Origin of the sequence: Aromatoleum petrolei (genome assembly GCF_017894385.1) — a bacterium.
Lineage (GTDB): Bacteria > Pseudomonadota > Gammaproteobacteria > Burkholderiales > Rhodocyclaceae > Aromatoleum > Aromatoleum petrolei.
Window position 1 is genome coordinate 2526194 of sequence record NZ_CP059560.1, and the last position, 18083, is coordinate 2544276.

20 protein-coding genes are annotated in these 18083 nt (G+C 68.9%); 8 read left to right on the forward strand and 12 right to left on the reverse strand.

Annotated features, from left to right (window positions below; genetic code table 11):
• Positions 1–63 precede the first annotated feature (63 nt).
• Positions 64–1146, forward strand: coding sequence for an A/G-specific adenine glycosylase (gene mutY, locus ToN1_RS11570; RefSeq protein WP_169206547.1), 1083 nt, complete (start codon positions 64–66; stop codon positions 1144–1146).
• A gap of 21 nt (positions 1147–1167) precedes the next feature.
• On the opposite strand, the gene ToN1_RS11575 is transcribed toward mutY, so the two are convergent.
• From ToN1_RS11575 to ToN1_RS11595, 5 genes are all read right to left on the reverse strand, one after another.
• Positions 1168–1788 carry an LON peptidase substrate-binding domain-containing protein gene (locus tag ToN1_RS11575; protein WP_169206587.1) on the reverse strand — a complete coding sequence of 207 codons (621 nt, stop codon included), beginning with the start codon at positions 1786–1788 and terminating at the stop codon, positions 1168–1170.
• Entirely contained in the window at positions 1788–2420 is a 633-nt protein-coding gene (locus ToN1_RS11580; RefSeq protein WP_169206546.1) for a flavin prenyltransferase UbiX, read from the reverse strand. The genes ToN1_RS11575 and ToN1_RS11580 overlap by 1 nt, the downstream gene beginning before the upstream one ends.
• A 13-nt stretch (positions 2421–2433) precedes the next feature.
• Positions 2434–3594 (reverse strand): ABC transporter substrate-binding protein, encoded by a 1161-nt coding sequence (locus ToN1_RS11585; protein ID WP_169206545.1) that lies wholly within the window; start codon positions 3592–3594, stop codon positions 2434–2436.
• Between the two features lie 136 nt (positions 3595–3730).
• Positions 3731–4636, reverse strand: coding sequence for a branched-chain amino acid ABC transporter permease (locus ToN1_RS11590; protein ID WP_169206586.1), 906 nt, complete (start codon positions 4634–4636; stop codon positions 3731–3733).
• A 62-nt stretch (positions 4637–4698) separates the two neighbouring features.
• Positions 4699–5580 (reverse strand): branched-chain amino acid ABC transporter permease, encoded by an 882-nt coding sequence (locus tag ToN1_RS11595; protein ID WP_169206544.1) that lies wholly within the window; start codon positions 5578–5580, stop codon positions 4699–4701.
• 161 nt (positions 5581–5741) lie between these two features.
• On the opposite strand from ToN1_RS11595, the gene ToN1_RS11600 reads away from it, so the two are divergent.
• Entirely contained in the window at positions 5742–6362 is a 621-nt protein-coding gene (locus ToN1_RS11600; RefSeq protein WP_169206543.1) for a trimeric intracellular cation channel family protein, read from the forward strand.
• 141 nt (positions 6363–6503) lie between these two features.
• Entirely contained in the window at positions 6504–6932 is a 429-nt protein-coding gene (mscL, locus tag ToN1_RS11605; protein ID WP_169206542.1) for a large conductance mechanosensitive channel protein MscL, read from the forward strand.
• Between the two features lie 88 nt (positions 6933–7020).
• Here the strand turns inward: mscL and ToN1_RS11610 are convergent, their stop codons facing one another.
• The 5 genes from ToN1_RS11610 to ToN1_RS11630 are packed head-to-tail and all read right to left on the reverse strand — an operon-like array spanning position 7021 to position 11139.
• The gene (locus ToN1_RS11610; RefSeq protein WP_169206541.1) at positions 7021–7662 is read right to left on the reverse strand and encodes an MBL fold metallo-hydrolase; all 642 of its coding nucleotides are present in this window, start codon (positions 7660–7662) and stop codon (positions 7021–7023) included.
• 59 nt (positions 7663–7721) lie between these two features.
• Positions 7722–8825, reverse strand: a complete 1104-nt coding sequence (modC, locus tag ToN1_RS11615; protein ID WP_169206540.1) for a molybdenum ABC transporter ATP-binding protein — start codon at positions 8823–8825, stop codon at positions 7722–7724.
• The gene (modB, locus tag ToN1_RS11620) at positions 8822–9493 is read right to left on the reverse strand and encodes a molybdate ABC transporter permease subunit (protein ID WP_169206585.1); all 672 of its coding nucleotides are present in this window, start codon (positions 9491–9493) and stop codon (positions 8822–8824) included. Before modB ends, modC begins: the two co-directional genes overlap by 4 nt.
• A 13-nt stretch (positions 9494–9506) precedes the next feature.
• The gene (gene modA, locus ToN1_RS11625; protein WP_169206539.1) at positions 9507–10262 is read right to left on the reverse strand and encodes a molybdate ABC transporter substrate-binding protein; all 756 of its coding nucleotides are present in this window, start codon (positions 10260–10262) and stop codon (positions 9507–9509) included.
• A gap of 55 nt (positions 10263–10317) precedes the next feature.
• The gene (locus ToN1_RS11630) at positions 10318–11139 is read right to left on the reverse strand and encodes a TOBE domain-containing protein (RefSeq protein ID WP_169206538.1); all 822 of its coding nucleotides are present in this window, start codon (positions 11137–11139) and stop codon (positions 10318–10320) included.
• Between the two features lie 208 nt (positions 11140–11347).
• Between ToN1_RS11630 and ToN1_RS11635 the strand changes: the two genes are divergently transcribed.
• A complete protein-coding gene (locus ToN1_RS11635; RefSeq protein ID WP_169206537.1) occupies positions 11348–11776 on the forward strand; it encodes a TOBE domain-containing protein in 429 nt (142 codons plus the stop codon).
• Positions 11777–11855: 79 nt separating this feature from the next.
• On the opposite strand, the gene ToN1_RS11640 is transcribed toward ToN1_RS11635, so the two are convergent.
• Positions 11856–12224 (reverse strand): hypothetical protein, encoded by a 369-nt coding sequence (locus ToN1_RS11640; protein WP_244861033.1) that lies wholly within the window; start codon positions 12222–12224, stop codon positions 11856–11858.
• A 218-nt stretch (positions 12225–12442) separates the two neighbouring features.
• Positions 12443–14050, reverse strand: a complete 1608-nt coding sequence (locus ToN1_RS11645) for a methyl-accepting chemotaxis protein (RefSeq protein WP_169206535.1) — start codon at positions 14048–14050, stop codon at positions 12443–12445.
• Between the two features lie 269 nt (positions 14051–14319).
• On the opposite strand from ToN1_RS11645, the gene ToN1_RS11650 reads away from it, so the two are divergent.
• The 4 genes from ToN1_RS11650 (at position 14320) to ToN1_RS11665 (ending at position 18033) form a co-directional block, all read left to right on the forward strand.
• A complete protein-coding gene (locus tag ToN1_RS11650; protein ID WP_169206534.1) occupies positions 14320–15966 on the forward strand; it encodes an ATP-binding domain-containing protein in 1647 nt (548 codons plus the stop codon).
• A 92-nt stretch (positions 15967–16058) separates the two neighbouring features.
• Positions 16059–16382, forward strand: a complete 324-nt coding sequence (locus ToN1_RS11655; RefSeq protein WP_169206533.1) for a cupredoxin domain-containing protein — start codon at positions 16059–16061, stop codon at positions 16380–16382.
• A gap of 5 nt (positions 16383–16387) precedes the next feature.
• Entirely contained in the window at positions 16388–17209 is an 822-nt protein-coding gene (locus ToN1_RS11660; protein ID WP_169206532.1) for an FTR1 family iron permease, read from the forward strand.
• A gap of 92 nt (positions 17210–17301) precedes the next feature.
• The gene (locus ToN1_RS11665) at positions 17302–18033 is read left to right on the forward strand and encodes a hypothetical protein (protein ID WP_169206531.1); all 732 of its coding nucleotides are present in this window, start codon (positions 17302–17304) and stop codon (positions 18031–18033) included.
• Positions 18034–18083 lie beyond the last annotated feature (50 nt).

The window sequence follows — 18083 nt, forward strand, 5'->3', positions numbered from 1 at the left end:
TCGCGAAGGGCAACGCGGCGCAGGCATGAACCGAATGGAACAGGGCAAGGAGCGGAACGGACGATGAGGAATGGCGACTTCGCGACGCGGCTGATCGCGTGGCACGGCGGGCACGGACGCCACGACCTGCCGTGGCAGAACACGCGCGACCCGTACCGCATCTGGCTGTCGGAGATCATGCTGCAGCAGACCCAGGTCGACACGGTGATACCGTACTACGCGCGCTTCCTCGCCCGCTTCCCGGACGTCGCGAGCCTCGCCGCGGCCCCCGTCGATGACGTGCTCGCGCTGTGGAGCGGGCTCGGCTACTACGCCCGCGCGCGCAACCTGCACAAGGCGGCGCAGGCGGTCGTCGCCCAGCACGGCGGCGAGTTTCCGCGCAGCGCCGCCGAGATCGCGGAACTGCCCGGCATCGGCCGTTCGACCGCAGCGGCGATCGCGGCCTTCGCCTTCGGCGAGCGCGCGGCGATCCTCGACGGCAACGTCAAGCGCGTGCTGTGCCGCGTATTCGGCATCGACGGTTTTCCGGGCGAGCGCGCGGTCGAACAGCGCCTGTGGGCGCTGGCGGAAGACCTGCTGCCGCACACGGAGATCGGCACCTACATCCAGGCGCAGATGGACCTCGGCGCGACGCTGTGCACGCGCGGCAAACCCGCCTGCGGACGCTGCCCGATGACACCGATCTGCGTCGCGCTGCGCGAGGAGTGCGTCGGCGAACTGCCTGCGGCACGCCCGAAGAAGGCCGTGCCGCAGCGCCATGCGCGCGTCGCGGTGATCGTGGCCGGCGGGGAGGTGTTGCTCGAACGCCGGCCGCCGACGGGCATCTGGGGCGGGCTGCTGGCACTGCCGGAGATCCCCGCAGACGAGGCGGATGCAGCGCGCTGGGTGGAGGCGCGCTACGGCCTCGCCGCCCGTGCGGCGCGCCCGCTGCCGGTCCTGAACCACACCTTCACGCATTTCCGGCTGGAGATGACGCCCGTGCTCGTCGAAGTCGAACGCCGCCAAACGCTCGCCGCCGACGACGACCACCGCTGGCTGGCCCGCGGCGCCCTCGCCGACGCGGGCCTGCCGACCCCGGTGCGACGCATCCTCGCGGATCTTGCCGCCGCGCCGGGGGAGACGCCGCAGCGCGCGCTGCCCTGGTGAGCCTTGCGACGCGGCCCTGACTCAGCTGCCCTTCGACGCCTTCACGCGCTCCGCGAGCAGGCCGCGCTGATCGAGGAACTGGCGGATGATCTCCAGGCGGTCGGTCGGGTCGTCCAGCTCCAGCAGCGCCTGCTTGGCCTGGGCCGGGATCGGCAGCACCTCCGCGAAGCGCAGTCCGACCCAGCCGGCATCCTCGAACTCGTGCGGCTCGGGCAGGCGCGCGCGGCCCGCATCCTCGACGATCGCGCGCAGCAGCGCGACCAGGGGCTGGCAGTTGTCGGGAATGGCCCGGTGCGGCGCCTCGGCGAGCCATTCGACCTCGCCGAGCAGCAGGCCGTTGGCGCCGTGCTCGGAGCGCAGCACGCGGTAGCGGCGCTCGCCGCGCGTGACGATGTCCAGCGTGCCGGGCTTGGCGACATCCCATTCGACGATGCGCGCGCTCACGCCGACTTCATAAGGCCGCGCCGGAGCGCCGACCTCGTGGCCTTCCGCGATCAGGTTCACGCCGAACACCGTGCCCTCCTTCAGGCAGCGCGTCGCGAGGTCCATGTAGCGCGCCTCGAACACGTGCAGCGGCAACAGTGCGCCGGGAAAGAGCACCGTCTGCAGCGGAAAGAGTGGCAGCAGGCCCGCATGCTCCATCACGCGCCCTCCCCGTCCGCCTCGCCCCAGCGCTGCATCAGGCGGTGCGGCACGCGGATCTGATCGAGCACGCGCGCGACGACGAAATCGACCATCTCGCCGACCGTCTGCGGGTGATTGTAGAAGCCGGGGCTGGGCGGCAGGATCACGACGCCCAGGCGCGCGAGCTTGAGCATGTTCTCGAGGTGGATCGCCGAGAACGGCGTCTCGCGTGGCACCAACACCAGCTTGCGCCCTTCCTTGATCGCGACGTCGGCGGCGCGCTCGATGAGGTTCTGCGAGAGCCCCGCGGCGATCCCGGCGAGCGTGCCCATTGTGCACGGGCACACGACCATCGCGTCGGCGGGGTTGGAGCCGGAGGCGAGCGGCGCGAACCATTCCTCGCGGCCGAACACGCGCAGCTGGCCCTGCGCGGCCTGGAAGCGCGCAGCGAGCTGCGCCTCGACCTCCGCCGGGCGCGAGGGCAGCTCGAGGTTCATCTCCTGGCGCGCGACGATCTGCGCGACCTGCGAGTACAGCAGCCACACCGTGCAGCCGGCGGCGAGCAGGCATTCGACGAGACGCATCCCGTAGGGCATGCCCGAGGCGCCGGTGAAGGCGACGGCGACGGTCTGCGGGGCGGCGGGGCTCATCGGGGAGGGATTCTCACTTCAGGTAGTCGGTCAGGATCGTCCAGCGGCCGTCCCGGATCTGTGCGATGCGGCCGTGGCGGTTGCCGAGGTGGTCGTCGCGACTGAAACGATACTCCGGGCCGCCGAAGAAGTCGCGCGGGGTATGCAGCGTTTCCAGCGCGGCGGTGAAGCCCTCGACGGTGAGATCGCGCCCGGCCTTGTCCGCGGCCTTCACGAAGAGGTCGGCGACCGTGTAGCCCATCGCGCTCCACACGTTGGGCGTGGCGCCGAAGCGTTCGCGGTAGCGGCGGATCCAGTCGGCGAGCTGCCCGTTCGCGCCCGCCTCGTAGGGGTGCGGCAGCACGGTGACGCCGTACAGGCCCTCGACCGCCTTGCCGCCCAGTTCGTGCGTCTGCGCCGAATAGCCCGACGCGGTCACGAGCATGTCGACGTTCCAGCCCGTGCGGCGCGCCTCGGACACGGCCGCGACGGTCTCGCGCACGACCGTCGCCAGCACCACGAAATCGCAACCCGCGCCGCGCAGGCGCGCGACCTGGCTGGAGAAGTCGGTCGCGCCGCGCTTGTAGCTGGTCTTCTCGACGAGCGGCTGCTGCAACTTCGCCAGCCCCGCCTCCACGCCCTTCATCACCTCCAGGCCGTAGTCGTCGTCCTGGTACAGCAGGCAGGTGCGCTCGTAGCCGTGCGTCTGCACCATGTGGCGGGTGGCCGCGTCCATGTAGTCCTGATAGGGCGCGAACACCTGGAATTTCAGCGGGTGGCGCGGCGAGTATGTCGATTCGTGCGGCGAGAAGGGGAAAAGGTGCGGCCGGCCGGCGTCCACGATCAGCGGCATGGTCGCCATCACCACCGGCGTGCCGAGGTTGGCGAGGAAGGCGAAGACCTTGTCGCGCTGGACGAGCTTGCGCGCGGCGAGCACGCCCTTCTTCGGGTCGTAACCGGCGTCCTCGACGACCAGGCGCAGCTTCCTGCCATGCACGCCGCCGGCGGCGTTGGCGTCGTCGAAGCGCATCTGCATGCCGTCGCGCACCGGCGCGCCGAGCAGTGCGATCGGCCCCGACAGGTCCTGGATGCTGCCGATGACGATCTCGCTCTCGGTGACACCCGGCGCCTGCGCGGCGGCGGCAGACGCGAAGGCGATGCCCAGCACGACGAAAACACGATGGATGAGATTCATGGAGGCTCCCGGCGCCCGGGTGGCGCCACCATGCGATTATCCGCGAAGCCCTGCGTTCACGGCCACGCGACGTCCCCGACTCATGCCCACCACCACCTCCTGGAACGGCGCGTTGGCGCGGGAAGGCCCTGGCCGCTCAACGCGAACCGACGAGGCCACCCGGGCGCAGCAACACCAGGACGACCAGCACGGCACCGAACAGCGCCGTTTCGATACCCGCCGCGCCCGCCAGGCCGGCTGGCAGGTGCTCCACCGCCAGCGACACCCCCTGCGGCAGGGCCACGACCACCAGCGCCCCCCACAACGCGCCGGACAAGTGCCGCGCGCCACCGATGAAGGCCAGCATCAGCAACTCGAACGACAGCATCAGCCCGAACTGCTCCGGACTCACGAAACCGATCCAGTGCGCATACAGCGCGCCGGCCAGCCCCGACAGCCCTCCGCCCAGCACGAAGGCGAGCGTTTTCGCGCGCGCGACGTCGATGCCCGCCGCCGCAGCCGCAATCTCGTCCTCACGCACCGCGCGCCACGCCCGCCCCAGCCGCGACGCCAGCCAGCGCCGGCAGGCGAGCCACGCCAGCCCTAGCGCGACGCAGGCGACCAGAGCCTGCGCGAGCGAGGTGTCCGCCACCCACCCGCCTAGCATCAACGGCGGCACCGCAAGCCCCGCCGCGCCGCGGGTCAGGGACTCCCAGCGTACCAGCGCCTCCTCGACCACCAGCGCGAAGGCCAGCGTGCTCATCGCGAAATACAGCCCGCCCAGCCGCCGCGCGGGCAGGCTCGCCAGCCAGCCGCCAGCCGCACCCAGCGCAAGCGCAAGCGGCAAGGACAGCGGCGCCGGCACGCCGCGCAGCGCGAGCACTGCCTGCGCGTACGCCCCCAGCCCGAGCAGCGCACCTTGGCCCAGCGAAACCTGGCCGCACTGCCCGACGATGAGGACCACCCCCAGTCCCGCGATCGCCCAGGTCGCCACGAAGGCCGCCTGCGCGAGCGCGTAGTCCACGCCCAGCCCCCACAAGGCGAGCGCGGCAAGGGCCGTGATTGCAGCCGCCGCCGCGAGCGTGCGCGGGCCGCGTGTGGCAGCCGGGCCGGCGCACCCCCGACTCACGGCCGCCCCCGCAGGCCGGCCGCGAAACCACCGGGGAAAAGCAGCAGCACCGCCATCATCAGCAGATAGGGCACGACGTCCTTCGCTCCTTCGGGCAGCACCAGCCCCGCGAGCGCCTCGACCACGCCGAGAAACACCCCGCCCGCAAGCGCTCCCGGCAGACTCGCCATGCCCCCCAGCACCGCGGCCGGAAACGCCTTCAGCGCGACCAGGCCCATGTTCGGATGGACGAAGGTCACCGGTGCCAGCAGCACCCCGGCGACCGCCGCGAGGCCGGCGCCGAGCGACCATGCCAGCGTGTGCATGCCCGCCACCGACACCCCCATCAACGCCGCGATGTCCGAGTTCTCCGAACACGCGCGCAAGGCCAACCCCGCGCGCGTGCGGCGGAAGAACAGCGTCAGCGCCCCGGCCAGCAACCCGGTGGCGGCAATCACCGCCAGGTGTTCGGCGGCCAGCGCCACGCCTCCCCACTGCACGCTCTCGCCGGCGAAGGGCAGCGGCAGGCGATGCATCGCGTGGCTCGCCGCCGGCACCGCGCCGACCGTGCCACGCATCACCATCCCCAGCCCGAAGGTCAGCAGTAAGGCCGTGAGGTGCGCCGGCCCCAGCGTGCGACGCAGCACCGTGCGCTCGAGCAGCGCCCCAAAGGCCGCCAGCGCGGCGATACCGAGCACGACCGCGGCGGCGAGCGGCAGGCCCGCCGCCTCGTGCAATGCCAGCACCACGAAAGCGCCGAGCATGAGGAGCTCACCCTGCATGAAACTCACCGCCCCGGTCGCCTTGTAGATCAGCACGAAGGACAGCGCGACCAGCCCGTAGACGCAACCGGTCGCGACGCCACTCGCCAGGACCTGGATCAGGGTCTCAGCGGTCATCGATGCAGCGGCGAGGTACTGGCGGACGGCGACAAAGGCATGTGTTTCCCGGAAGAAGGGGCTGCCGGCGGAGGCAAAGCGCGATTATGCCAAGCCCGCCGTGCCTTGCACGCTGCGCGCGGCCGCTGCGATCGGCCGCACGGCAATGCTATGCTCGTCCGATGCGTCCCATCGACACCCTCGTTTATGGCATTGGCCTCGCCGGTGTCGCCGCCCAGGCCGCCGCGGGCGTGCTGGAAGCGGGCAACAAGCGCTTCGACCTCTTCGGCATGGTCGTCGTCGCCCTCGCCGCGGCACTCGGCGGCGGCTCGCTGCGCGACATGCTGCTCGACCGGCAGGTTTTCTGGATCGCCGACCAGAGCTACCTCGTCGCCGCCCTGCTGGCGAGTCTCGCGGCCTTCGCCCTCGCGCGCGTGACGTGCCTGCCGGCCCGCCTGTTCCTGCTGCCCGACGCGATCGGCCTCGCGCTGTTCACGGTGAGCGGCACCCAGGCGGCGCTCGCGCTCGACGCGCCCTGGCTGGTCGCCAGCCTGATGGGCGTCATCACCGGCGCCTTCGGCGGCATCGTGCGCGACGTGCTGTGCAACGAGGTGCCACTGGTGTTCAGCGGCGAACTGTACGCCACCGCGTCCTGGGTCGGCGCGCTGCTCCTCGTCGCGCTGTCCGAGTTCGAGGTCGCGCACACCTGGGCGGCCCTGCTCGCCGGCTCGGTCGTCCTCGCGATGCGGCTCTCGGCGATTCGCTTCGGCTGGCGCCTGCCGGTGTTCCGCGCGCGGATGTAAGGCATCGCGCAGCACGCGCGACTATTCCGGATGAAAATCGCGGCCTCCACGCGATGGCCGCAAAAAATGGCACACTAGCCGCATCGACACGGCCGACGCGCCGTGCCGCGGCACATCCACCACCCGGGGAGGTTATCGAGAATGAGTTTCCTGCGCGAGTTCAAAGAGTTCGCCATGCGCGGCAACGTCGTCGACCTGGCGGTCGGCGTGATCATCGGCGGCGCCTTCGGCAAGATCGTCGATTCGCTGGTCAAGGACGTGATCATGCCCATCGTCGGCCGCATGCTCGGCGGCGTCGATTTCAAGCATCTCTACATCAATCTCGGCGACAAGACCTTCGAAACGATGGAAGCGGCAGAGAAGGCCGGCGCGCCGCTGGTGAAATACGGCGCCTTCATCAACACCACGATCGACTTCATCATCATCGCATTCGCGATCTTCGTCGCGATCAAGGCCATAAACCGCCTCAAGCGCGCCGAACCGCCGGCACCGCCGCCCGAGCCCGCGCCGGAGCCGGAAGACATCAAGCTGCTGCGCGAGATCCGCGACGCGCTGAAGCAGCGCGGCTAGGCAGCTCCCAGCCGTTCGGGCTGAGCCCGTCGAAGGGCTTCGACCGGCTCAGCCCGGTATTTCGTTGCCGGTGGCTCCGGAGCGGAACTCAGGCGTAATCGCCGACGTACGGGTTGCTCTGCCGCTCGTCACCGAAGGTCGAGGTCGGGCCGTGGCCCGGCACGAAGGTGACGTCGTCGCCGAGCGGGAAGAGCTTCTCCCGGATCGAATGAATCAGGGTCGCGTGGTCGCCCTTGGGGAAATCGGTTCGGCCGATCGAGCCCGCGAACAGCACGTCGCCAACGATCGCGAGTCGCGCGTCGGCATGGAAGAACACGACGTGGCCGGGCGTATGGCCGGGCGCGTGGATCACGCGGAAGCTCTCCTCGCCGACCGTCACGGTGTCGCCGTCGTGCAGCCAGCGATCCGGCTCGAAGGCCTCGACGTCGGGAAAGCCGAACATCTTGCTCTGCTGCGGCATCCCGGCGATCCAGAAGCGGTCTTCCTCCTGCGGCCCCTCGACCGGCACGCCCAGCTCGCGCGCGAGCTTCGCCGTGCCGCCCGCGTGGTCGATGTGGCCGTGCGTGATCAGCAGCTTCTCTATCGTCACGCCGAGCTTGTCGGCCGCGGCACGGATGCGCTCCAGGTCGCCGCCCGGATCGACCACCGCCCCCCTCATCGTCCTGTCGCACCACACGATGCTGCAGTTCTGCTCGAAGGGGGTCACCGGGACGATTCGCAGCTGGATCATGGCGGGGAGGAAGTCGGGTTGAACGGTCCGACAGTTTAACGCGGCCTGCGCAGCTCGCCCTAGCGCAGCAGCGCGACGCCCTTCACCTGCGCGAACAGCTCCATGCCCGGCTCGATGCCCATCTGCACCGCCGAGCGCGTCGTGATGCGCGCGAGCAGCGCGCGGCCGGCGACGTCCAGGCGCACCAGCGTGCGGCCGGGGCTCCCATCGTCGAGCGACACCACGCGCGCCGGCAGCACGTTGAGAATGCTCGAATCATGGCGCTCCGCGAGCGCGAGGCTGACGTCGCGCGCCAGCACGCGGGCGCGCACCTGCGCCCCGAGCGGGGCGTCCAGCCCGGTGATCCACAGCGGCAGGCCGCCGAATTCGAGGCGCGTCAGCGCAAAACGCTCGTCGCGCCCGGCCACCTGCGCATCGACCACCACGAAGGCCTCCTCGTCGTGTGCGAAAGGCAGGTCGAGACGGGGCATCACCTCCTCGATTGCGCCCGCCGCGAGCACCCGCCCATCGCGCAACAACACCACGTGATCGGCCAGCCGCGCGACCTCCTCCGGCGCATGGCTCACGTACACGACCGGGATGTCCAGCTCGCCGTGCAGGCGCTCGAGGTAGGGCAGGATCTCGGCCTTGCGCTGCGCATCGAGGGCGGCCAGCGGCTCGTCCATCAGCAGCAGGCGCGGACTGGTCGCCAGCGCGCGCGCGATCGCGACGCGCTGGCGCTCGCCGCCCGACAGCCGCTCCGGCATGCGCTCGAGCAGCGGCTCGATGCCGAGGAGCGCGATGGCGTGATCGAGCGACACGCGGCGCTCGGCCGCGGCGACCCGCTTCAGGCCGAATTCGAGGTTGCGCCGCACCGACAGATGCGGGAAAAGGCTCGCCTCCTGGAACACGTAGCCGAGCGGGCGGCGATGGGTCGGCACGAACACGCCGCGCGTGTCGTCCTGCCATACCTCGCCGCGCACCGCGAGATAGCCGTCGGTGGAGCGTTCCAGGCCCGCCAGGCAGCGCAGCAGCGTCGTCTTGCCGGACCCTGAATGGCCGAACAGCGCGCTCACGCCGCGCCCGGGCAGCTGCAGCGCGGCATCCAGCACGAAACCGGACCACGCCAGGCGGAACCGTGCGTCGATGCCGGCGGCGGGAGCCACCGCGGACGGAGCCGTCATCGCACGCCCCCACTCTTGCGGCTATGCAGCAGGAACAGCACGAGGAAGCTGAACGCCAACATGCCCGCCGACAGCCAGTGCGCCTGTGCGTATTCGAGCGCCTCGACGTGGTCGTAGATCTGCACCGACACGACGCGCGTCTTCTCCGGGATATTGCCGCCAATCATCAGCACCACGCCGAACTCGCCGACGGTGTGCGCGAAGCCCAGCACCGCCGCGGTGACGAAACCGGGCCGCGCGAGCGGCAGCACGACGCTGAAGAAGGTGTCGAGCGCGCCCGCACGCAAGGTCGCGGCGACCTCCAGCGGCCGCTCGCCGATCGCCTCGAAGGCCTGCTGCAGCGGCTGCACGACGAAGGGCAGCGAATAGAACACGGAGCCCACGACGAGGCCCGCGAAACTGAAGGGCAGCAGGCCGATTCCCAGCGCCTGCGTGAGCTGCCCGATGGGGCCATGCGGCCCCATCGTCACGAGCAGGTAGAAACCGATCACGGTCGGCGGCAGCACCAGCGGCAACGCGACGACCGCGCCGATCACGCCTTTGAGGCGCGAGCGGGTGCGCGCGAGCCACCACGCGAGCGGCGTGCCGACCACGAGCAGGATCGCGGTAGTCACCGCCGCAAGCTCCAGCGTCAGGCGGATCGCAGCGAAGTCGGCCGCGCTCGGCATCATTCCCGGCGTCTCACTGTCCGTAACCGTAGGACTTGATGATCGCGGCAGCCTTCGCACCGCGCAAGTACTCCACGAGCGCCCGCGCCGCCGGATTGTCGCGCCCCTTGGCGAGGATCACCGCATCCTGGCGCAACGGCGCGTGCAGTTCGGCGGGCACCAGCCAGGCCGAGCCGCCGCTCAACCTGCCTTCGGCCCACACCTGCGACAGAGCGACGAAGCCCAGTTCGGCGTTACCGGTGGCGACGAACTGATGCGTCTGCGCGATGTTCTCGCCGGTGACGAGCTTAGGTGCAAGCGCCTCGGCCACGCCCAGCTTGCGCAGCACCTCCAGCGCCGCCGCGCCGTAGGGCGCGGTCTTGGGGTTCGCTACCGCGAGATGGGCGAAGGCGCCGCGTTTCAGCACCTCGCCCTGGTCGTCGACGACGCCCGCTTGCGCCGACCACAGCACCAGCTTGCCAATCGCATAGGTGAAACGGCTGCCGGCAACCGCCGAGCCATCCTCCTCCAGTTTCGCCGGCGTCGTGTCGTCGGCAGAGAGGAAGAGCTCGAAAGGGGCGCCGTTCCTGATCTGCGCGTAGAACTTGCCGGTCGCGCCGAAGGCAAGCCGGGCCTTGTGGCCGGTGTCGCGCTCGAACACGGCGGCGATCTTCTGCATCGGCGCGGTGAAGTTCGCGGCGACGGCGACGCTGACTTCGGCAGCCTGTGCGGCCGCGCATGACAGCACGGCGGCGGCGGCGCACAGCAAGCGGGCGAGGATGGCTCTCATCGGTACTCGGTGCCAGTGGATGGAAACTGAAATCGGTTCGAACCCGGCGACGGATTCAGTCCCAGGTCGCAAGGATCACGCTCGATGACTTGAAGATCGCACACGCCCGCACGCCCACCGCGAGCCCGAGGGCCTCGCAGCTGCCGTGCGTGACGACCGCCGTGACGCTGCGCCCGGACAGCAGCTGCAGCGTCACCTCGTCATTGACCGAGCCCTCGTGGATCGCCGCGACCTCGCCCCACAGGCGGTTGCGCGCGGTGATGTGCAGGTCGCCGTCGGTCATCAGCAGCACCGATGAGGACTTCACCAGCGCGCACACCTCCTTGCCGATCGCGAGCCCCAGGTTCTCGGCGCTTGCCTTGGTGATCACGGCGACGATCTCCGAGTCGCGGTCGAGGCGCAGACGCACCTCGTAATCCACACCGCCGTCGCGCAGCCCTGTGATCGGGCCCGTGAACTGGTTACGCGCGCTGGTCTTCATCGACATGCGCTGGATCAGCATCTGGAACTCCCGGATGCCGACCGGCCCGATGTCGCCGAGGCGCGCGGCGAGGCGGTCGAGCGTCGCCTGGTATTCGATCTCGAGCGCGCGGAACATCGCGACGACACGCCGGCCGTATTCGGTGAGCTGCGTGCCGCCCCCCTGGCGCCCGCCCGTGACGCGCACGACGAGCGGCTCGGGGGCGAGGTTGTTCACGGCGTCGACCGCGTCCCACGCCGCCTTGTACGACAGCGGCACGGCCTTCGCGGCCTGGCTGATCGAGCCGCGCCGGTCGATCTCTTCGAGCAGACGGATGCGGGTGTCCGACAGGGCCGCGCCCATGTCGGCCTCGATCGCGAGGTGACCGATGAATCGGTGCGGACCCGGATTGTTCATCGTGACACCTCCGTTTATATGTTATTCGCTATATAGCGAATCTCGTGCGAAATACGCTTGGCGTCATGATTGCGGCTGCATCTTCTGGCGCCGTATAGTGTTTGCGCCGATGATCGGGCTTGCCGGCGATCATTTTATATGTAGCCAATGATACAACGAGTGACACATCCGACAATCCTCACGAACGAAGACGACAAGGAATCCCGCCATGAGAGTCAGCGCACGCAATGTTTTTCGCGGGACGGTCAGCGCCCTGCGTCCCGGCAGCGTGAATGCCGAGGTCGAGCTCGCCCTTGGCGGCAGCGACCGGCTCGTCGCGATCATCACGATGGAGAGCGTGAAATCCCTGGGTATCGCCACCGGCAGCGAGGTCGTGGCGCTGGTGAAGGCGCCGTGGGTCATGGTGATGACCGACGCAGGCGACGTGCGCCTGTCGGCGCGCAACTGCCTCGCCGGCACGGTGAAGTCGGTCGCGCCGGGTGCGGTGAATGCGGAAGTCGTGATCACGCTCGCGAGCGGCACCGAGGTCGCGGCGATCGTGACGAAGGAAGCGGTGGGGGATCTGGGCCTGAAGCCGGGCGTGGCCGCCACGGCCGTGATCAAGGCCTCGCACGTGGTGCTGGGCGTACCGGCCTGATCGGCAGTCTGCCCGGTTCGGCCGTCGTCGGCCGCCCGGGGCAGTGCAGCGAAACGGACGCGTCAGTTTCGCGGGAGCCTTACTTCTTGGTGATGGATGCGTCCTCGACCAGCAGCGGGTACATGTAGCCGGAACCGAAGTCGCGGTCGAGCTTGACGTTGCCGGTGACGACGACTTCGTCGCCGACGGCGGCCGTGTCCTTGCTCGTGACGATGAGGTTGTTGGTGGCCTGATCACCCGAACCGTCGCGCACATGGACGAAGTTGCGCCCCATGATGCCGTTGTTGACCTTGACGACCTTGCCATTGACCTTGATCGCCTTGCCCGACAGCTCGGCCTTTTCCTGATACACGGCGGCGACGGTCCTGACGGCGGCATCCTGGGCAAAGGCTGCGGGGGCGACGGAGCCGAGCATTGCGGCGACGACGAGGGCGAGAACTTTCTTCACGAACAGACTCCTGCTGATGGGTCCGCAAGCGGACATGAGTGGCGATGGTGCAACTGCTCATTGTATATCGCAGTCGCAGCCGACGAATGGCGTTTGCATTTGCTCGGGCGTCGAAAGGACCGCGCCCCCGGTGCGGACCGTCGCGGCCACACCGGGGGCGAATTGTGATCAGGAATCGTGCAGGTGCCGGCACACGACAAGCGCGTGCCGCACGCGACTCAGGCGAGGCGGAAGCGCGCCGCCGTGGTCTGCAGCCGGGCCGCAACGCCTTCGAGCTGGTGCGCGGCGGTTGCGGTTTCCTTCACCGCAGCGCTGTTTTCCTCGCTCATCTGGGCGGTCTGCTCGACGCGGCGTGCGATCTCGTTGCTCGCGGTGGACTGCTCGTGCAGCGCGCTGGTGATGTCCTCGACGGCCGAGACGACCTGGCGCGCCTGGTCGGTGAGCGCGCTGATCGCATGCCCGGCCTCGCGCGACAGGGCGTCGACGTCGCCCATGTGGGAGACGACCTTTTCCATGCTGGCGACGGCGTCGCGGGTGACGTTCTGCACCTGCGAGATCATCTCGGTGATCTCCTGCGTCGACTTGCCGGTGCGCTCGGCGAGCTTGCGCACCTCGTCGGCGACCACCGCAAAGCCGCGGCCCTGCTCGCCCGCGCGGGCCGCTTCGATCGCCGCATTGAGCGCCAGCAGGTTGGTCTGGTCGGCGATGTCGCGGATCACCGCGACGATGGACGAGATCTGGTCGGAGAAGCTGCCGAGCATGCGAATCTGCTCGGCCGTGTGGGTCACGGCGGACGCAGTGACGCGGCCGCTTTCCACCATGCGCGTGACGATCTCGTGCCCCTCGGCGGACTTGCGGCCCGACTCGGTGGCAGCGCTGCGCACGTCCCTGGCGTGGTCGGAGACCTGCGAGATGCTCACCGACATTTCCTCGACCGATGCCGCCATCGACGACGACGCCTGCGACTGCTGCTCGGTCGAACCGGACAGCTGCGTGGTCGTCGCCGCGAGCTCCTCGCTCATCGACGCGAGTCCCTCGGCGTGCTCCTGCAGGCTCGAGGCGATCTCGCGCAGGTTGCCCTGCATCATCTGACAGGCCGCGAGCACCGTGGCCAGCTCGTCGCGGCCGTCGACTTCGAAGGCGTGCGTCAGGTCACCCTTGGCGATGCGCTCGGCGGCTTCCTGCACGATCTGCAGCGGCTTGAGGATGGAGCGCAGCACGAAGGCCGCATACACGGCCAGCGCGATCGCCGCCGCCGCCGCGATGATCGCGATCTCGATCAGCGTCCGGCTGCGCTCTTCGTCGAATTGCTTGTCGGCGTCGACTGCCTCGCGCCCCATCGACTCCGCGACCTTGGCCAGCTGCTCGCGAATGCGGCTCACCGTGGCATCGGCCTCGTCGTCGATCGCACGGATCGCCGGATCGGCCTCATTGTCGGCGTTCAGCACGGGCAGCAGGCGCTTCTCGAACAGCGCGACGATTGCCTCGACGTCCTTGCGCGCCGCGGCCACCGCGGCCTTCTCCTCGGGCGTGTCGGCATCCTCGGCAAGCCGCTGCAGGTCGCTGCCTGCCTCGGCGTACAGCGCTGCGAAATCCATTTTGGCTGCGTCGAGGTCGCGGTTGATGATCGTGTCGGCGAAGATCTGATAGAACTGGGCGCCCAGCCATGAGGCCTCTGCCGCGCGCGCCTGGGTCTGCGTGCGGGCGAACCCGTCATCCTGGAAACTTGCCAGATGATTCATGCGGTAGAGCGCGATCCCCATCACCGTGGCAAGCATGATGAGGGCGATGGCGACCATGACCAGCAGACGGTGTTTGACACTCATTATTGGACTCCCCGGTTTTGCGGCAATTCCGGGACGGACAACGGCCGGCCCGGGTTCAGGTCTTAACGTCACAACCACGGCAACATTAAGGTTAATTTCCTGCAAATTCATGCACTTCAACGCACCAAAATGGGGCGTTCATTCGGACCGTCGGCTGCGACGCAATCCGCGCGATGGCATTCGCATAAAACCCACCCGCCATTCGACACGTCTCGCCGTCGCACGGCAATGCAATAATTCCCACTCCCCGACTTCCCGAGGTCGCGCCGATGGCACGCATCCACCCCGAAGGCTGGCAACGCATTCCCGCGAGCGGCACGCTGGCGCGCGAACTGGAGACGCTCGCGACGCTCGCGGCAGGGCTGCCCGACGACCACGCGGTGTATCACGGCATCCACTGGACGCGGGTGAATCGCGATCACGCGCTGTTCGGCGAGATCGACTTTGTCGTCGTCGGCCCGAGTGGCCGGGTGTTGCTGATCGAGCAAAAGTCGGGCTTTCTCGACGAAACCCAGGACGGCCTGGTCAAGACCTACGCGAAGGCGAAGAAGAACGTCGGCGTGCAGATGGCGCGCAGTGCCGATCACCTGCGCGAACGCCTGGGCGCGTTCCTGAAAGGCCACAAGGCGCGTATCGATAGCCTGCTCTACTGCCCCGACTACACGGTGCGCCAGCCCGGCAGCGCCGGCGTGGATCCGGCGCGCATTGTCGACGCGAGCCGCCGCGAGCACCTCGTGGCGATCGTGCAGAGCCTGCTGCGCGACGAACTACGCGACCGCGTGGTGCTGGACAACATCCATCGCTTCCTCACCGACGAACTCGAGTTGGTGCCCGAGGTGAGCGCGATCGTCGGACAGGCCGAGGCGCTTTACACCCGGCTGGCCGGCGGACTGGCCGAATGGGCGCGTCGCATCGAGATGGAGCCCTTCCGCCTGCGCGTCACGGGCACCGCGGGCAGCGGCAAGACGCAACTGGCGATGGCGGTGTTCCGCGACGCGCTCGCTGCCGGGCGGCGGCCGCTCTACGTATGCTACAACCGCCCGCTCGCCGACCATATCGCACTGATCGCACCGCCCGGGGGAGCGATTGCGACCTACCATCAGCTGTGCGACCGCGTGCTGCGCGCCCGCGGCGAGGTGCCCGACTTCCGCCTGGCGGACGCGTTCTCGCGCATCGAGCAGCGTTTCGCTGCAATCGACGCGGGCGAGGCGTGGCGCTTCGACGAATTGATCGTCGACGAGGGACAGGACTTCCGCGCGGAGTGGCGCGACGCCCTGCTGCGCCTGCTGCGGCCCGGCGGACGGGCATGGTGGCTGGAGGACCCGCTGCAGAACCTGTACGACCGCCCGCCCGTCGAGCTGCCGGGCTGGGTGCGCATCACCAGCGAACGCAACTACCGCAGCCCCACCGACATCCTGTCGGCACTGAACCGCATGCTGCCGCTGCCGCACGCGCTGGAGGCGGGCAGCCCGCTCACCGGCTCGGACGTCGAGTTCCTGACCTGGAGCGACCCGGCGGGGCTCATCGACGCGACCAAGCGCGCGATGACGCGTGCCATCGGACAGGGATTTCGCCGCGACATGATCGCGACGATCACTTTCCGCGGACGCGAGCATTCGATGTTCACGCCCTACGATCGCCTCGGCGCGCACCGCCTGAAGGCCTTCACCGGACACTACGACCTGCTCGGCAACCCGGTGTATTCGGACGGCGACTTCCTCATCGACTCGGTGTACCGCTTCAAGGGCCAGGCCGCTCCGTGCGTGATCTTCACCGAGATCGACTTCGAGGAGTTCGATCCGCTCGCGGTGCGCAAGCTCTTCGTCGGCGCCACGCGTGCGAGCATGAAGCTGATTCTCGTCGTGTCCGAACGGGCCGCAGGGCTGCTCGCGCAGCACCTCGAACAGGACGGATGATCCACCTCCCGAAGGTTAAGAAACATTAATCCGGCGCAGCGGTCGTTTTCGAATACGAATCGTTATCATTCGTGAAAACTCCGGAGCCCGACATGAGACGACTGCCCCTCCTCGCCCTGCTGTGCCTGCCCTTCGCTGCCGCCGCAGCCGATCCCGCGGAGATCCCGCTGACGATCAGGAACCACCGCTTCGAACCGGCCGAGGTCCGCATACCCGCAGGGCAGAAGGTCAGGCTGGTGGTGCATAACCAGGACGGCACGCCGGAGGAGTTCGAGAGCCACGAACTCAACCGCGAGAAGGTCATCCCGGGCGGCGCGAAGGCGTCGATCTTCATCGGCCCGTTGCAGGCAGGCAAGTACCCCTTCTTCGGCGAATTCAACGAAGCCACCGCGCGCGGCGTCGTGATCGCGGAGTAAGCGCCATGCTCGGTGCCGCCATCATCGTCTTCCGCGAGTCGCTCGAAGCGGCGCTGCTGATCGGCATCATCGCCGCAGCCGCACGCACCCTGCCCGGACGCAATCGCTGGCTGTCGGCTGGCGTCGCCGCCGGCGTGATGGGTGCGCTCATCGTGGCCGCGCTGGCCGGCCGGATCGCCGACATGGCCGACGGCATGGGGCAGGAGATGCTCAACGCCTGCATCCTCGGCCTCGCCGTGTCGATGCTGGCGTGGCACAACATCTGGATGGCGCGGCATGCGCGCGAGATGGTTGCAGGCGCGCGCGCGATCGTGCGCGACGTCGCGGACGGCCGGCGCGAGTTGTCGGCGATCATGGTGCTGGTGGCGATGGCCGTGCTGCGCGAGGGGTCGGAAACCGCGCTGTTCCTGTACAGCCTCGCCTCGGAGGGGGAATCGGCCGGGCAGGTGCTCGCGGGCGGCGCGCTCGGCCTCGCGGCCGGTGCTGGGGTGGGTTTCGCGATGTACGCCGGCCTGCTGCGCGTGCCGGTGCGCCGGTTCTTCGGTGTCACTGCCGCGCTGGTGCTGCTGCTCGCGGCGGGCATGGCGGGGCAGATGGCGCGCTTCCTGATCCAGGGCGACATCCTGCCGCCGCTCGCCAACCCGCTGTGGGACACCTCGGCCTGGCTGTCGGCGAACTCGCCCGCCGGCACGCTGCTGCATGTGCTCGCAGGCTACGACCCGCGGCCGAGCGCGATGCAGGCGCTGTTCTACCTCGGCACCGTCGCCGCGATCGCGCTGGGCATGTTTCTCGCCCGCGCACCGGCGCGCTCGGCCACGCCGGCCTGACCCCGTTTTCGCGACATGCCCCCGGCCCGCCGCCGGCCGGGTCCGGCACGCCTGCGCCCCCGTTTTCAACGCACGACACCGAAAGGACCTTCATGAAGAAGCAACTCATCGCCCTCGCGCTCGCCGGTTTCGGCGCGGGGATCGCCCACGCCGGCCCGGCCGCATCCATTTACACGCCGACCGTGGAGTACGGCGAAAACGAGATCGAATTCAAGGCCGGTTCGCATCGCGACCACAGCAAGGAAGACGAGACGGCGATGGTGATCGGCTACGGCACGGGCGTGACGCCGTGGTGGTTCACCGAACTGAGCGTCGAATACGAACGCGAGCGCGGCGAACGTTTCAAGTACGAGGCTTTCGAGTGGGAGAACAAGTTCCAGCTCACCGAGACCGGAAAATATCCGGTCGACCTCGGCCTGCTGGTCGAGATCGAGCGTCCGCGCGAGCATGACGAGGGCTGGGAGCTGAAGCTGGGGCTGCTGACGCAGAAGGATTTCGGCAAGGTGCAGGCGAATTTCAACCTGCTCGCCGAGCGGCACTACGATGCCGAGGAGAAGAGCGACACCGAACTCGGCTATCAGTGGCAGCTGAAATACCGCCTGATGCCGACTTTCGAGTACGGCGTGCAGGGCATGGGCGAGGTCGGAAAGTGGAACGACTGGGCGAAGTCGGACGAGCAGGAGCACATGGCCGGCCCGGCGGTCTTCGGCAAGCTGCCGCTGGGTGGCCACCAGGCGCTCAAGTACGACGTGGGCTTCCTCTTCGGCATGACGAAGGACACGCCTGAGCACACGCTGCGCATGAAACTCGAATACGAGTTCTGAACCCCTCCTGCGCGCCCAGCAGAGCCCTGTCGGTCACCCCGGCAGGGCCT